Source organism: Bradyrhizobium roseum (assembly GCF_030413175.1).
GTDB lineage: Bacteria > Pseudomonadota > Alphaproteobacteria > Rhizobiales > Xanthobacteraceae > Bradyrhizobium > Bradyrhizobium roseum.
This window is the reverse complement of record NZ_CP129212.1, coordinates 4,735,325-4,750,421: the sequence shown is the minus strand read 5'-3', so window position 1 is coordinate 4,750,421 and position 15,097 is coordinate 4,735,325. Positions and strand designations below refer to the sequence as shown.

Annotated in this window: 9 protein-coding genes and 2 pseudogenes; 4 read left to right on the top strand and 7 right to left on the bottom strand. The window is 59.5% G+C overall.

Annotated features, from left to right (window positions below):
* Nucleotides 1-13: 13 nt before the first annotated feature.
* The 3 genes from QUH67_RS22695 to QUH67_RS22685 all read left to right on the top strand — a co-directional run bounded on the left by QUH67_RS22695 (nucleotide 14) and on the right by QUH67_RS22685 (nucleotide 6,693).
* Entirely contained in the window at nucleotides 14-4,111 is a 4,098-nt protein-coding gene (locus tag QUH67_RS22695) for a non-ribosomal peptide synthetase (RefSeq protein ID WP_300941392.1), read from the top strand.
* 145 nt (nucleotides 4,112-4,256) lie between these two features.
* Nucleotides 4,257-5,921, top strand: coding sequence for a cyclic peptide export ABC transporter (locus QUH67_RS22690; RefSeq protein WP_300941390.1), 1,665 nt, complete (start codon nucleotides 4,257-4,259; stop codon nucleotides 5,919-5,921).
* A 61-nt stretch (nucleotides 5,922-5,982) separates the two neighbouring features.
* Nucleotides 5,983-6,693 (top strand): thioesterase II family protein, encoded by a 711-nt coding sequence (locus QUH67_RS22685; protein ID WP_300941388.1) that lies wholly within the window; start codon nucleotides 5,983-5,985, stop codon nucleotides 6,691-6,693.
* A gap of 265 nt (nucleotides 6,694-6,958) precedes the next feature.
* On the opposite strand, the gene panD is transcribed toward QUH67_RS22685, so the two are convergent.
* Nucleotides 6,959-7,345, bottom strand: a complete 387-nt coding sequence (gene panD, locus QUH67_RS22680) for an aspartate 1-decarboxylase (protein ID WP_300941386.1) — start codon at nucleotides 7,343-7,345, stop codon at nucleotides 6,959-6,961.
* A 715-nt stretch (nucleotides 7,346-8,060) separates the two neighbouring features.
* Here panD and QUH67_RS22675 point away from each other — a divergent pair.
* Nucleotides 8,061-9,155 carry an acyltransferase family protein gene (locus QUH67_RS22675; protein ID WP_300941385.1) on the top strand — a complete coding sequence of 365 codons (1,095 nt, stop codon included), beginning with the start codon at nucleotides 8,061-8,063 and terminating at the stop codon, nucleotides 9,153-9,155.
* A gap of 214 nt (nucleotides 9,156-9,369) precedes the next feature.
* Here the strand turns inward: QUH67_RS22675 and QUH67_RS22670 are convergent.
* The 6 genes and pseudogenes from QUH67_RS22670 to tnpA all read right to left on the bottom strand — a co-directional run.
* Nucleotides 9,370-10,184 (bottom strand): annotated as a pseudogene (locus QUH67_RS22670) (IS481 family transposase); the annotation flags it as partial.
* A 7-nt stretch (nucleotides 10,185-10,191) separates the two neighbouring features.
* A complete protein-coding gene (istB, locus tag QUH67_RS22665) occupies nucleotides 10,192-11,028 on the bottom strand; it encodes an IS21-like element helper ATPase IstB (protein WP_407080342.1) in 837 nt (278 codons plus the stop codon).
* Nucleotides 10,931-12,530: pseudogene (gene istA / locus QUH67_RS22660) on the bottom strand (IS21 family transposase). The gene istB and the pseudogene istA overlap by 98 nt, the downstream one beginning before the upstream one ends.
* A gap of 42 nt (nucleotides 12,531-12,572) precedes the next feature.
* Nucleotides 12,573-14,225: an IS66 family transposase gene (gene tnpC, locus QUH67_RS22655; RefSeq protein WP_300941384.1), complete on the bottom strand. Its 1,653-nt coding sequence runs from the start codon at nucleotides 14,223-14,225 to the stop codon at nucleotides 12,573-12,575.
* A 46-nt stretch (nucleotides 14,226-14,271) separates the two neighbouring features.
* A complete protein-coding gene (tnpB, locus tag QUH67_RS22650) occupies nucleotides 14,272-14,592 on the bottom strand; it encodes an IS66 family insertion sequence element accessory protein TnpB (RefSeq protein WP_455423965.1) in 321 nt (106 codons plus the stop codon).
* Between the two features lie 23 nt (nucleotides 14,593-14,615).
* A complete protein-coding gene (gene tnpA / locus QUH67_RS22645) occupies nucleotides 14,616-15,017 on the bottom strand; it encodes an IS66-like element accessory protein TnpA (RefSeq protein ID WP_300941380.1) in 402 nt (133 codons plus the stop codon).
* Nucleotides 15,018-15,097: the final 80 nt, after the last annotated feature.

Here is a 15,097-nt window from a genome sequence, read left to right as displayed (position 1 = left end):
GATCACGCCGGCGATGTTGCCGCTGGTACGGTTAAGGGCCGAAGAGATTGCCGGCATTGTGGCCACGGTGCCGGGCGGGGCGGCGAATGTCCAGGACATCTATCCGCTGGCGCCGCTGCAGGAAGGCATTCTGTTCCACCATCTGCTGGCCGGCGAAGGCGATCCCTATCTGCTGGATCTGCTGGTGGGGTTTGCGGACCGGGCGCGGCTGGACGCCTATCTTGGTGCGTTGCAGGCGGTGATCGACCGGCACGATATTTTGCGGACGGCGGTGGTGTGGGAAGGGCTGCCGGAGCCGGTGCAGGTGGTGTGGCGTCGGGCGCCGGTCGTGGTCGAGGAAGTCGTGCTCGCTGCGGCGGCGGGCGATGCGGCGACGCAGTTGCGCGAGCGCTTCGCGCCGCGGCGTTACCGGCTTGACGTGCGTCAGGCGCCGCTGGTGCATCTGTTCATCGCGCAGGATCCCTCGAGCGGGCGCTGGCTGGTGCAGCATCTGTTCCATCATCTGTCGATGGACCACGCCACGCTGGAGATCGTGCAGCAGGAGATGGCGGCGTATCTGTCGGGCCGGAGCGAGGGGCTGCCGCAGCCGTTGCCGTTCCGCAACTTCGTGGCGCAGGCGCGGTTGGGAATCAGCGCGCAGGAGCACGAAGCGTTCTTCGGCGCGATGCTGGGGGATGTCGATGAAGCGACCACGCCGTTCGGGCTGGTCGATGTGCATGGCGACGGCAGCCGTATTGTGGAAGGGCGGCTGACGGTTGATGCGGCGCTGGCGCGCCGGCTGCGTGCGCGCTCGCGCGCGCTGCGGGTCAGCAGCAGCAGCCTGTGCCATCTGGCATGGGCGCAGGTGGTGGGCCGGGTCTCGGGGCGCAGCGATGTGGTGTTCGGGACGGTGCTGTTCGGGCGGATGCAGGGTGTCTCTGGATCAGACCGGGTGCCGGGGCTGTTCATCAACACGCTGCCGCTGCGGATCCGGCTGGCGGGGGCTGGGGTGGAGGCCGGCGTGCGGCAGACGCACCTGGCGCTGGCTGAACTGCTGCGGCATGAGCATGCGCCGCTGAACCTGGCGCAGCGCTGCAGCGCGTTGCCGGCCTCGGTGCCGTTGTTCAGTGCGCTGCTCAACTACCGTCATAGCGCGGCGGTGTCGGAGCCGGTTGCGGAGTGGCAGGGCATTGAGGCGCTGGGAGGTGGCGAGCGCACCAACTACCCGCTGACGCTGTCGGTCGACGATCTGGGCGAGGGGTTTGCGCTGACGGTGCAGGTGCAATCGCCGCACGATCCGGAGCGGATCTGCAGCATGATGCATACGGCGCTGGAGCATCTGGTCGATGCGCTGGAGCATGCGCCGGCCACGCCGGTGCTGGCCCTGGAGATCCTGCCGGCGGCGGAGCGGCATCGGCTGGTGGAGGAGTGGAACGCGACGGCGTGTGCGTATCCGCAGGACAGGTGCCTGCACGAGCTGTTCGGCGAGCAGGCGGCGCGGACGCCGGATGCGGTTGCGGTGGTCTATGAGGATGAGCGGCTGAGCTATGGCGAGCTGGATCGTCGATCGAACCGGCTGGCGCATCACCTGCGCGGGCTGGGGGTCGGGCCGGAGGTGATCGTCGGGCTGTGCGTGGAGCGCTCGGTCGGGATGGTGGTGGGTCTGCTCGGCATATTGAAGGCGGGCGGGGCCTATCTGCCGCTGGACCCGTCCTATCCGGCGGAGCGGCTGGCCTACATGGTGGCGGATGCCAGCGCGCCGGTGATCGTGACGCAGCAGCATCTGGTCGAGTCCCTGCCTGCACACGACGGCCACGTGGTACGGATCGACGCGGACCGGGAACAGATCGAACGCCATCCCGACACCGCGCCGGTCAACACTACCCGCCCGGCCAACCTCGCCTATGTCATCTACACCTCCGGCTCCACCGGTAGGCCAAAGGGCGTGATGATAACCCATGGATCGGTCGTTCGTCTTCTTAAGGCGACCGAGGCCTGGTTTGAGTTCTCCTCCAAAGACGTGTGGACCCTTTTTCATTCCTACGCTTTCGACTTCTCCGTCTGGGAGATCTGGGGCGCTCTTGCTTACGGCGGCCGCACCGTCGTTGTCTCGTACGTGACAAGCCGGGCGCCGGATGCGTTCAACGATCTGCTCTGTCGTGAAGGCGTAACCATTTTGAATCAGACGCCTTCGGCGTTTGATGGCTTCAGCCATGTCAACATCGAGGCCCAGAGATCGAGCAGTTTGAGAGCAATTATTTTTGGAGGTGAGGCGCTTTCGTTGCGTCGTCTAGAGCGATGGCTTGAACATTACGGAGATGAACGTCCGCGCCTCATCAACATGTACGGGATCACGGAGACGACGGTCCATGTGACTTACCGGCCGCTTGCCAAAGCTGATCTGTCACTCGCAGCGGACAGCGTTATCGGCAGGGCCATCCCGGATATGCAGATCTACATTCTGGACGCCGCCCTTCAGCCTGTATCGATTGGAGTAAGTGGTGAGCTTTACGTCGGCGGCGCAGGACTGGCGCGGGGTTATTTGGGCCGACCGGATCTGACGGCGGAACGGTTCGTGCCGTCGCCGTTCGCAGACGGCGATCGGCTGTACCGGACCGGGGACCTGGTACGCTATCTGCCCGATGGCAATCTGGAGTATCTCGGCCGGCTTGATCACCAGGTGAAGATCCGCGGCTATCGGATCGAGCTGGGCGAGATCGAGGCGGCGCTGCTCGCGCATCCAGACGTGGGCCAGGCCATTGTGGTGGCGCGGGAGGACGTGCCCGGCGACAAGCGTTTGGTAGCCTATGTGGTCGGAAATGCGGAAGCGTTGGCGGATATTGATGCGCTTCGCGCCGGACTGAGGCAACGGCTTCCCGGCTACATGGTGCCGTCCGCCTTCGCGGTGCTGGACGCGCTGCCGCTGACGGTGAACGGCAAGATCAATCGCAAGGCGCTGCCCGTCCCGGAAGGACGGACGAGGACGGATGATTACGTTGCGCCACAATCTGCCATGGAAGAGATACTCGTCGCAATCTGGTCCGACGTGCTCGATCAAGACCCTGTGGGCCGAGATGATGATTTCTTTGAACTCGGTGGTCACTCAGTCCTGGCCATGCAACTCATTCTGCGTATTCGTAAAGCATTCGGGATCGACCTCCCGCTCCGTACCCTGTTCGAGGACAAGCCGACCATCCGGCAGATGGCAGCCCATATTCAGGCCACGAAGATTGCAAGCCATGGGTACGAAGCCATGCCGGCACTCGCCCGGTCTGAAGGACAATCGAGCGATTTCTCCTGCGTTATTCCGATCCAGGTTGGGAAAGATCGAAACCCCCTATTGTGTTTCCATCCGATCGGGGGAGGCATACTTTGCTACCGGGAACTCGCAAAGCAGCTTGGTTCGAAACATTCGGTATATGGAATCAAAGCGGTCGGGTTGCACGGGGAGCAAGAGCCGCTCGCATCCATCAAGCAGATGGCAGAGCACCACTTGGGCCGCCTCCTTGAAATCCAGAACGAGGGGCCGTTCTTCCTCATCGGCTGGTCAGCAGGCGGCCTTATAGCCTTTGAGGTCGCGCACCAGCTTAAACTGCTTGGCCACGAAATCGGGATGATCGCGTTCATCGATACTTCGCCTCCATTTCCAGATGGAAGGTGGCGCCGAGATGTTCAACTCGAACGAGGTGAATGGATAGGCTTCATGAGTATTCTGGAAATGCCAATCGACCAGCGTCTCCTCTCCAGACGTCACAAGTTTTGGAGGCTGTCGGAAGAGCAAAAAGCCAGGCATGTGCTTGACTTTGCCAAAGCAAATAATTGCGTTCCGCGCGGGCTGAACGAGGTGGACTTTGGTCGAATGATCACCGTTTTCCAATCCAACCTCAGAGCCTTGCACGAATATCACGCACCGACGATCGACAAGAAGGTGATCCTGTTCCAGCCTCACGATATTGCTGCAAAGGCACCAAAAATGGCAAAGCACAGATTGGCTTTTTGGAACGAACACGCACTTGGTGGATGCGAGACCATAAACGTCCCGGGAGACCACCTGACGATAATGCAATCTCCATCGATAGACATCATTGCCGAACGCGTGCGACTGGAAATCGCGGAAGTGAGAAAAAAGTAGCCATGAACGCAATGGAGGCTGGCGACTGACGTTTGTTGGAGAATTCCGACAGAAGGCCTCCAAACTCACTCGAGAGTATCCGAGTCAACCTAGCGCGTTGAAAGTCGCGCCGGAAATTCTCAGCGTAGGACGCGGTTAGAAAACCATGAAAAGCAGTCGTGATCCGTCGGCAAAAGCAGAAAACAGTTCCCCGTTTGCTCGTTCCTTCATGCGTCGATCGGCGTGGTTACTTTGTTTAACAATGACCGTGAGCAGCTTGACGGGTATTGCGACCGTCTCGCTGTTTGCATTCGTTTTTCAGGTGGTGGCGGGGCGCTATCTGGCAGGTGTTGCCTGGCCGGCCACCTTCGTGCTTCTGGGTGTCTTTCTCATATCGAGCAGGACGATATCAGTGCTCGCCATGGAGCGCCTCAGCAGAACGGCAATTGCCGAGATACGGCTGCAACTCGCAAAAGAAATCTTATCGACGCCTCTAGATCATCTTGAGAAGGTTAGCGAGACACGCCTTTTGACTGGGCTAACCAAGGAGGTGATGGCCGTATCCATGGAAATTCCAACGCTGGTGAATCTTTGCACCAGCATAGCTATGGTGATCGCGCTGATGCTCTACATTGCCTGGCTCACACCTATCGGGGCATTGTTAATCGCGATCGCTGTATTCGTCGGTGCTCCCTTGCATTGGCTTTTTCTCAGAAGATTGATTGCGCTGTCGTATAATTCAGGAAGAGCCTGGGACCGATTGTACCGCAATCTCGATGGCTTGGTGTCGGGGCTAAAGCAGCTGAAATTGAACAGTGGGCGGAAAGACGCGTTTATCAGGATCGATCTCGTACAGAGGCAAGCGGAATTCTTGAGGGCCAAATCGCAAGTTGTTCTTGCTGGCACGATGGCTTCCAATTGCGCCCAGGTTATTTTCCTGGCGGTGCTCGGATGTAGTTTGTTTGCCTTGACGGCTGACCGGCAAGGCCAAGAATACATCGGAGCCGAATTTCTGTTTGCGCTCATTTATTTAATGGGGCCGTTGGAAAGAGTTCTGGGGTCCTTTGCAGCTCTTGGAGAAGTGAAAGCCGCCTATCGAAGGCTGAGAGAGCTTGGACTTTCCTTGTCGGCTGTCGAAAAGGATGATCGAGGGACCATCAACGAGATGCCTCCAATCGAATGGAATCGGTTGAGCCTGCGGCGCGTGAGCTACGCGTACCCCGGCGAGTCCGGGTTCGCATTTGGCCCGGTTGATCTCACATTGAGCCGAGGTGAGATTGTTTTTGTCACGGGCGGCAACGGCAGTGGAAAAAGCACGTTCGCCAAGCTGGTTGCCGGTCTTTATGTTCCAGCATGTGGCGAGATCATCCTTGGGCATACCAGTATCGACGAGACCTGCCGACAAATGTACAGGGAACATTTCGCCGCAGTGCTGGATGACGTCTATCTATTCGAGCGTCTGTGGTTCAAGGGAACCTGCGATGTCATGGAAGGTGAGAAACATTTGAACCAGTGGGGGTTAACCAAGCTAGTTGAGATCCGCGACAACTGTTTCACGAATACAACCGCTTTATCCCGCGGTCAGAAAAAGCGCCTAGCGCTTGTTGCAGCTGTCATGGAAGATAAGACGATCTATATCTTTGACGAATGGGCCGCAGATCAGGATGCCGTATCCCGGAGATATTTTTATAAGACGTTCTTGCCGGAGCTGCGACGTATGCAAAAGTTGGTAATCGTGTTGACGCATGACGAGGGCTACGATGACATCGCCGATCGGATATTGCGATTCCACGAGGGGAAATTGATTTCACCTGTAGTGGAGGTCGTGTGAAGTGAGGTTACATTCGCGCAGTCGATGGCTCATTAGATTCCGACCAAGAGCCGAGGCAAAAATGCGGCTGTTTTGCTTTCCATATGCGGGTGGATCTGCCGCGGTGTTTCGTGAATGGTCAAAACAACTCGGACCAAGTGTCGAGGTCTGGTCGGTAGAGTATCCTGGTCGTGGAACCAGACGATCCGAGAAGCCCTTCGATCAGCTTTCACAGCTGGTGAATGCGTTGCTACCCGATCTGCGAGAGGAGTTGACGGTCCCCTTCGCGTTTTTTGGTCACAGCATGGGTTCGCTCGTTGCACTCGAAGTCCTGGAGCGGTTGGCAATGGAGAATGGTCCTGAAGCAATGTGCTTCTTTCCCTCGGCTTGTCGCCCGCCATGGTGTGAAGCGCGTCGTCGCCCTACATTCGACTTGCCAGAATCGGAATTTATCGAGGAGGTGCTCGCGTTGGGGGGCACGCCGCAAGAACTGCTGGCAGACAAATCTCTAGTCGAATTGTTCTTGCCGTTCCTTCGAGCCGATTTTCGAGCAGCACAGACTTATTCGCGCAAGGTGCGGGTGAAGTTGCGGTGCCCGATATTCGTCTATGGTGGTCTCGACGACCCGGAAGTATCCCAAGAAGATTTGAGCCGATGGCAAGATGTGTGCGAGACGTTGCTCGTTAGAATGTTTCCGGGAGATCATTTTTTTCTTCACAGTGCAATCGAAAGCCTCATGTCTGCTCTTTTGCGCGATCTCGCGATGGTTGAGATCGGTGGGAGCCAAGATTGAGGTTGCAAAGACGGCTGTCGGATCCACCGAGACCGGTCTCTTGGTTGATATTATTGTGCGCTGACCAAAATACGTGGAACTGGCAAAAATGCGGACCGCGTTTTGTAATTTGGACGATCTTGTTACTCGTAGAGTGGGCAAGCGCCGGTTGTTCGGTTTACTCTCCGCTACTCGTGCAATGTATCAGAGTTGCGTGTCAACGGTCGCCCTGTCGACTTAATGAGTTGACTGGAGTTTGCCGTTGTCACGACGCTAATATGGACGACTACATTTTTTTATTGCAGGCGGGGCCAGCCAATTCCGGTTCGCTACCAATAAACCTGTTGTGATTGTCAACGCGAATAACTCTAGGTGCTTCGATCTCCTCCGGTCGACGGGCAATCTGAAAGGTCGCGATTATTATGATGTCACCCACATGAACCAAATGCGCTGCAGCGCCATTGGAGCATATTATGCCGCTACCTGGATCAGCCTCTATAGCGTAAGTCGTAAGTCTGGTGCCGCGACTAACGTTCCATACATGAACTTCCTCAAAGGGGGCGATGTCGGCAAGATCCATTAGATGCCGATCGATCGAGAGGCTTCCTTCGTAGTCAAGGTCAGCCTGAGTTACGATGGCCCGATGAATCTTGGAGCGAAAAAAGGAACGCATTGCTCAAACTCCAGTTCCTGGGCGGGTGATTACTTTGAGATGTGTTCAATTTCTCGATTGCGTCTGCGGCTCGCAAAGGTCGATATGATGCACATATGCTACCTAAGCGTACACGGTGCTGCTGATCAGTCAAGCGAATCGTAGACGTAAGCAGGTTGCTCCAATGGCGTGCAGATCGCGAACAAGTACGATCCAGTTATCGGCGCTACAGTTTGGTTCGGTTGGTGATGTCCGGATCTATTCGATTTTGACGAAGTGGAGACAAGACTGGCGTTCAGCACGACCAAGAGAATTTCGTCAGTGCTAAAATTGTTGGAGAATTCAAGCCTCATTGCCCGCCAACGCAGGCGTAATTTCGGTCGCGGCAATAGTTCCTGCGAGCAATCAGCGGTCTAAAGCTAAGATGGCTGCTTAGGTTCGCGCCTTAGGTCTCAAGCGTCTTGCGTAACCCATCGAGACCAATAGGGCGGCATGCGATGTGATCGCGGGCCCAATGACCTGCCCGCTGGCGTCGATTGCCTTCTGCGCGATCAGCGCCCAAGCCGGTGCTTGATCTAGGTCTGAAGCGAATTGCTTGCCGTGGCAAGGACGATACGATCAAGGCTTATGTTGTGCAAATTCACGTTTTGCGAGTATCATTGCGAATATTATATCTTGAGTAATTCGCGCTCAGCTCATGTTTAATTTGGATCCCAAACAGAACGACACGTCCCTGATGCTTGACGTGCTGCGCGCGGGCGCGGCCCAGATGGTGTGTGTCGGCCATGCCGTTCGCTTTTTCTCAGGTGGATTCGGTCAACGCTGGCCGCTCCCTCACAATACCGGGGTCGTGCTGTTCTTCATTCTGTCCGGCTTCTTGATTACCTACACCCTCATCGAGCGCTCGAAAGAACCGTCATACGGCTTTGGAACATTCCTTATCGAACGGACAGCTCGCATCTATTCCGGGTTGATACCGGCCCTGTTCCTGGTGGTCATCGTCGACGGCATTGTGCTTCACTTTGTCAACGATCGCTCGATCTCCTTTGCCTATAATCTGCAAACGTTTCTAGCGAACCTTGCCATGTTCGACAGCTATCGCGGCAGTCTGAGCGAGTTTTCCATCACGCAGTGGCCGCAATTTGGATCTGCCACTCCACTCTGGACCCTGGCAATAGAGTGGCACATCTACCTTTTCGTCGCTGCCATCTTCTTCATGGGCAGGAAGCCGTCCGCGATTCCGCTGTTGATTCCGGTCGCAATCCTGTTCGGCCAGATGCCCTCCCATTACATTTTCTATCCGCTCAAGGCCGACGGCGTCGGCCAGGGACTGCTCATTGCGTGGCTTCTGGGCTCCTACGTCTATTTCATCAGCCCGCATATCAAGGTGCCCGCTCTGGCCGCGGCGGGCGCCGTTGTCGTTTCAATTGCTTGCTACCTGTTGTCAACCGGCGCTCGGGCCGAATATAAGTTCACTTCCTATCTGGCGCTCGCCATACTCCTTCTTTTTCTGGTTCAGGCCTCGCAGGCCACGCGCATCGCCGCGCCTCGCGTTACTACTGCAGTTCGATTTTGCGCAGGCTATTCCTTCACGCTGTACCTGATCCACCACACGCTGATGTATGCCGTGTTTGTTCTGGGCTATCGTGGACACACCGTCGCAATCGGTATGATCATCATCTCAAATGTAGTTGCGGCCGCGATAGCAATCCCGACCGAGATGAAGCACAAAACGATTGCGCGCTTCCTGTCGAAGCTGGCGACCGCTACCGCGGACGAAGCGCGCCGCAGGGCTGCGGCGGTCCTCAACCTCTTACGCAGGCGCGCCTGACGTCGCAATCGTCCAGTATCGTCGCTGTCTATCGGCTATCCGAACGGTCGGTCATTTGCGACAACACGCGCGGCGGGATCAAGGCTGGCGAGATCTCGGCTCTGGTGGGGCCGAACGCAGTCGGCAAATAGGTGCTGGAAGGCTCGGCGCGCCGCATGTCGCCGGATACAGGCGAGCAACAGTGCGCATGTCAATAGGCTTCTGCGTGCTGGCCCTAGGTGTTTAGTCCCGGCATTTGCTGGAGCGGGTTGAGTTTGAATCGTTCCGGCTGGGCAGTCCAGCATTTGCAGATGTATTCGTAAGGCGTGAGGCCCTTCAGCCGCCGAGCGTAGTTGTAGGCGGCGATGAAGTCGGCGAGGTGCGCTTCGAGCTAATCGTGTCGATCGTAATGATAGCGTTTGACGGTTGCTTCCTTGATCGTGCGGTTCATGCGCTCGACCTGACCGTTGGTCCAGGGATGCTTGATCTTGGTCAGCCGATGTTCGATCCCGTTCTGTTGGCAGCGTATTTCGAACATGTGTGTGGCGCATCTTGCCGTCGGGCCGTCCGCGTAGCGCGGCGGGAAGGTGAACTGGATCCCATTGTTGGTGAGAACCGTGTGTATCTTGTAGAGGACGGCCGCGATCAGAGCTTCGAGGAAGGCCGAGGCGGAGGTCCTTCCTGTCTTCTTGACTAGCTGTACGAAGGCGAACTTGCTGGTGCGATCGATGGCGACATAGAGGTAGAGCTTGCCTTCGGCGGTCTGGAGCTCGGCGATGTCGATGTGGAAATAGCCGATCGGATACGCCTTGAACTTTTTCTTCGACGGCTTGCTGCCTTCGACCTCCGGCAATCGGCTGATGCCATGGCGCTGGAGGCAGCGATGCAGGGATGACCGCGTCAGATGCGCGGGATGGTCGGCTGCAGTGCATAGAGACAATCATCGAGCGCCAGCAGCGTATGCCGCCGGAAAGCGACGATAATCGCCTCCTCCTCAATGGAAAGGACGGTCGACTTGGCTTCCTTGGGGCCTGTCGGCAGATCGATGGCGGTCCTGTCAATCGGCTCCCAAATTTGCCCCCGGATCGGCGTCCAATTTTGACCCCTTCGAGCGGCGGGTTTTGACGGTAGCGCTCGCCTCGTCGGAGCTGGCCGGGGTTGCGGAGACGTGGCGAGCGCGGGCTGCGTGATCGTCGTCGCGGCTTTTGAAGCGCCAGCTGTCGTTTCCGGTTTCCACGATGTCACAATGGTGAGTCAGGCGGTCGAGCAGCGCGGTGGTCATCTTGGCATCTCCAAACACGCTGGGCCATTCGCCGAACGCAAGGTTGGTGGTGACGACGATCGACGTGCGCTCGTAGAGCCGGCTGACGAGGTGGAAGAGCAGCTGGCCGCCGGATTGAGCGAACGGAAGGTAGCCAAGCTCGTCGAGGACGATGAAGTCCATCCGGGTCAAATGGTCGGCGATGCGCCCCTGCCGTCCGTTGCGGGTCTCGATCTCCAGGCGGTTGACGAGGTCGACCACATTGTAGAAGCGGCCGCGGGCACCGGATCGGATGCAGCTTCTGGCGATGGCAATAGCGAGATGGGTCTTGCCGGTACCGGTGCCGCCGACCAGCACGGCGTTGCGTTGCTGGGCGATGAAGCCGCCGCCGGCGAGGTCATTGACCAGCGTCTGGTTGATGGGTGTTCCCTCGAACTGGAAGTCCTCAAGGTCCTTGGCGAGCGGCAGCTTGGCAATGGTGAGCTGGTACTTGATCGAGCGGGCCTGCTTCTCGTTGATCTCGGCGTTGAGCAGGTCACCGACGATGCGCTGGGGTTCGTGCTGACGCTTGACGGCGGTCGTCATGATCTCGTCGAAGGCAGCCTTCATGCCATAGAGCTTGAGTTCGCCCATGAGATCGAACAATTGAGTGCGCTCCATTAGTTGGTTCTCCTGAGGTTGTCGTAGCGGGCACAATCGGCGATCGGGGCATGGCGCAATGTCAGCGCAGCCGGGGTAAGGATGTTGGCTGGCGGCGCAGGATCACGCTGGCGGGCCAGGATATTGAGAACGACATCGGCGGAATGGACGCCGTGGGCAATCGCCTCGGCACAAGCCGCCTCGACGGCGGGCAGGCCGTCGGTCAGAACCGCGTTGAGGATGTCGACCATCTGCCGATTGCCGTCGTCGGCACCGGCGAGCTTGCGCCGTACACGTTCAATTGCCGCCGGCAGTACCCAGTCCTTGAAGGGAGCGCCGTTACGCAAGGCACCGGGCTTGCGAGCCAGCACCGGGACGTAATGCCAGGGATCGTAGATCGTCTCGCCGCGGGCAAATGAGCGCGGATGCTCAGCAACGATGCGTCCGTCCTGGCGGATCACGATGCGGTCGGCATAGGCATGGACCTCAACCGGGCGCCCGACGGCGCTGGCCGCGACCGAGTATTTGTTGTTGTCGAAGCGCACCAGGCAGGTCTTCGAGACCGATGCCGGCACCGCGTGGAATCCGTCGAACCGGCCGGCATAGGGAACGAGCTTTGGCCGTTCGGCCTCGAACACCTCCCAGACTGTCTGTTCACTCAGTTCCGGATGCCGGTGCGCCTTGGCGTAGGCGATGCACTTGTCCAACAGCCATGCGTTCAGCTCGTCGAGGCTTTTGAACCGCAGCCGTGGCGTGAAGAAGCGCTCCCGGACAAGCCCAACCTGGTTCTCGACCTGGCCCTTCTCCCAGCCCGACGCTGGCGTGCAGGCAACTGGGTCGATCAGGTAATGGCTGCACATCTGCATGAAGCGGCGATTGTAGAGACGCCCTTTGCCGACGAAGATGGTCTCCACCGCGGTCTTCATGTTGTCGTAGATGCCGCGGCCGCAGGTGCCTTTGAACAAAGCGAACGCCCGGTCATGGGCGTCGAACACCATCTCCTGTGTCTCGCGCGGGTAGCACCGCACAAACAGCATCCGGCTGTGGCAGAGCCGGACATGGGCGGCCTTCACGATCACCGTCACGCCATTGAGCAGGACGACCTCATGGCTCCAGTCGAACTGATAGGCTTCTCCAGGCGCAAAGCTCAGCGGAACGTAGGCCGCTGCCGTCGATTGCCCGCGTTCCTTGCTCCACCGTCTGGCGTAACGGCGCACGGCATCGTAACCGCCATCATAGCCACGCCCGCGCAGCTCTTCGAAGATCCGGATCAACGTCAACTGCTCGCGAGCAGCCTTGGCTGCGTTCACTGCCAGCAATCCGTCGAGTTCTGCTGCCCATCGTCCCAGCTTCGGCCGCGGTTGGACAACACGCTCGTACTCGAAGGAGGTCTCGCCCGACCTCAGCACCTTCCGGACCGTGTTCCGCGATACCTTCAGGTCCCGGGCGATCTCCTTGATCGTACGCATACGACGAAGGCCGCCGGATTGACGCATGCGCGGCAGCGCGGCGAGCACTATGATTGCGTTGCGTGCAGGTCAGGCGGCCTGCTGATCGGTGGGCTCGCTGGCCTGCCGCAGAAGCTTCCATTCCCAGGGCAGCAGTTCGTGCAGACGCGATGCGGGATGATCGGCGATGCGGCCGAGGATGTCGGCGAGCCAGGCTTTGGGATCGACGTCGTTCAGGCGACAGGTCGTGATCATCGTCAGCATGATGGCGGCGCGGTCAGCGCCACGCAGACTGCCAGCGAAGGTCCAGTTGCGCCTGCCCAACGCGATGCCGCGCAACGCTCTTTCGGCGGCGTTGTTGCTGAGGCAGATCCTGCCATTGTCGAGGAAGCGGGCGAAGTCGTCCCAGCGCCTGAGCATGTAATTCATGGGCTTCAGGACCTCGGAGGAGCGCGACATGGTTTCTCGCTCGCGGAGCAGCCAGGCGTGCATGTCGTCGAGCAGCGGCTTGCTCCTCTCCTGGCGCACGGCACGCCGCTCGTCGGCGCTGCGGCCGTTGATGGCGCGCTCGATCTCGAACAGGGCGTCCAGACGCCTGACCGCCTCCAGCGCGATCGGGGAGACCGGTTTGCCTTTCTGTCCGTCCCGGGCGGTTTTCTCGATATCGGCCAGCTCGAAGAATCCCCGCCGCGCATGGGCGAAGCAAAATGCCGGCGTGATCGGCAACACCTTCTTCTGCGGGTCGAACAGCGGCTCGAAGCCGTTGTAGCAGTCGGCTTGCAGGATGCCGGTGAAGGCGGCCAGATGCTTCTGCGGATGCTCACCTCGTCGGTCGCTCGAGGCGTAATAGACCGCCGCCGCCGGCGCAGGCCCACCGTAGGGCCGGTCATCTCGCACATAGGTCCAGATCCGGCCAGTCGTGCACTTGCCCTTGGCCAGGATGCGGATGGTGGTGTCGTCGCCATGCAGACGCTCGGCCGACAGCACATGCTGCTCGATTAGTTGGAACAGCGGTATGACGGCGAAGGTCCCGTGGCCGACCTGGTCGGCCAGCGTCGATAGCGGCAAATCGATTCTCTCAGCCTTGAAGCGCACGCTCTGGCGGTTGAGCGGGATATGCATGCCAAACTTGTCGAACAGGATCGTCGCCAGCAATTGCGGGCCGATGAAGCCGCGCGGCGTGGCATGGAACGGCGCCGGCGGCTGGCTGATCTTCTCGCAATCGCGGCAGGTGAACTTTTCCCGCACCGTCTCGATCAGCTTGAACCGGCGCGGGATCTCCTCCAGCGTCTCGGTCACATCCTCGCCCAGCTTCGCCAGGCGCGAACCGCCGCAGCATGCACAGCTCGTCGGGGCCTCGATGACGACGCGCTCGCGTTCGATGTCGTCCGGCCACGGCTTGCGCACCGGCCGCTTGCGCGTGAAGGCGCGCACCGCCTGGGTTTTCGCCGCCGCGGCCTGCGCGGCAAGCTCATCCTCGCTCGCCGTGGTGACGAGCTCTTCGAGTTCCAATTCCAATTGCTCGATCAGCCGCGCCGTGCGCTCGGAGCGCTGCCCGTACAGTTCGCGCGAGAGCCTCTCGATCCGCAGCTCGAGGTGCGCGATTAGCGCCTCATTCGCCGACAGCTCCGCCCGCACGCTGGCGGCTACCGCCTCGGCTTGCAGCCGCGCCTCACGCTCGGCCTGCAGCGCCGCCAGGGCACTCACGAGGTCCGATGGAAGGTCGTCCGGCTTCGATATCATGAAGCCATTGAATCAGATCGAGCAGCAGATTCAAACAGTAAAACGGCTATCCGACCCGCGTTGGTCGCAGCGCTTCTTGAGGGTTGCGCCAATCGATGCCGGACAACAGATAGCTCATCTGCGCCGGTGAGATCGTCACTGCTTCGCCCGCAACCGATGGCCAGATGAACCTTCCTCTCTCGAGTCTTTTGGTGAACAGGCATGCCCCCTGGCCATCGTGCCAGATCACCTTCACAAGATCGCTTCGGCGACCGCGGAACACGAACAGATGACCGCCGAGCGGGTCCTTGCGCAGCACCTCCTGCACCTGGAGCGCCAGCGACGGAAAGCCTCGGCGCATGTCCGTGTAGCCCGTCGCGAGCCACACTCGCGCCCCCGTCGGAACCGGGATCATCGGCGTACCAGAGCATCGAGAACGCGACGTAGCGCGTCTCCATCAACATCGCCATCGACCCGGATGCGGTGCCCGCTACCAAGATCAATCTCGATGATGCCCTGGCTCTTCCGTCGACGCGCCGCCGTCGGCGTCAATGGCGCTTCGGTCACCTCCCGCGGCGGGGAAGACGGTCCAATCTCGACCGGCACGAACGGCGCTGTACTCGCTTCACCATGCTTGCAAAGCTCTTTGCGCCACCTGAACAGCTGGCTCACATGAAGGCCGGCCGTGCGAGCAACCTCGGAAACATTGGCTCCGGGCTCGAGCGATGCTGCAACAAGCCGTTCCTTCTCATCCTGCGACCACCGGCGCCGCCGCTCGACCGATGTGACTACCTCTGCCCGCGACATCGTCATAGCGCTTCTCCTAGGATTACCCCTAGGACCTGCAGCCCTCGCGTCTATCAAACAAGACGGCCTCGGGCGGAGGGATACCC

Coding starts and splice junctions, on each gene's coding strand:
- QUH67_RS22675 (WP_300941385.1), top strand. CDS start 8,061: ATGCTTGACGTGCTGCGCGCGGGCGCGGCCCAGATGGTGTGTGTCGGC.
- QUH67_RS22695 (WP_300941392.1), top strand. CDS start 14: ATGTTGCCGCTGGTACGGTTAAGGGCCGAAGAGATTGCCGGCATTGTG.
- istB (WP_407080342.1), bottom strand. CDS start 11,028: ATGGGCGAACTCAAGCTCTATGGCATGAAGGCTGCCTTCGACGAGATC.
- tnpA (WP_300941380.1), bottom strand. CDS start 15,017: ATGACGATGTCGCGGGCAGAGGTAGTCACATCGGTCGAGCGGCGGCGC.
- tnpC (WP_300941384.1), bottom strand. CDS start 14,225: ATGATATCGAAGCCGGACGACCTTCCATCGGACCTCGTGAGTGCCCTG.
- QUH67_RS22685 (WP_300941388.1), top strand. CDS start 5,983: ATGCGGCTGTTTTGCTTTCCATATGCGGGTGGATCTGCCGCGGTGTTT.
- QUH67_RS22690 (WP_300941390.1), top strand. CDS start 4,257: ATGAAAAGCAGTCGTGATCCGTCGGCAAAAGCAGAAAACAGTTCCCCG.
- panD (WP_300941386.1), bottom strand. CDS start 7,345: ATGCGTTCCTTTTTTCGCTCCAAGATTCATCGGGCCATCGTAACTCAG.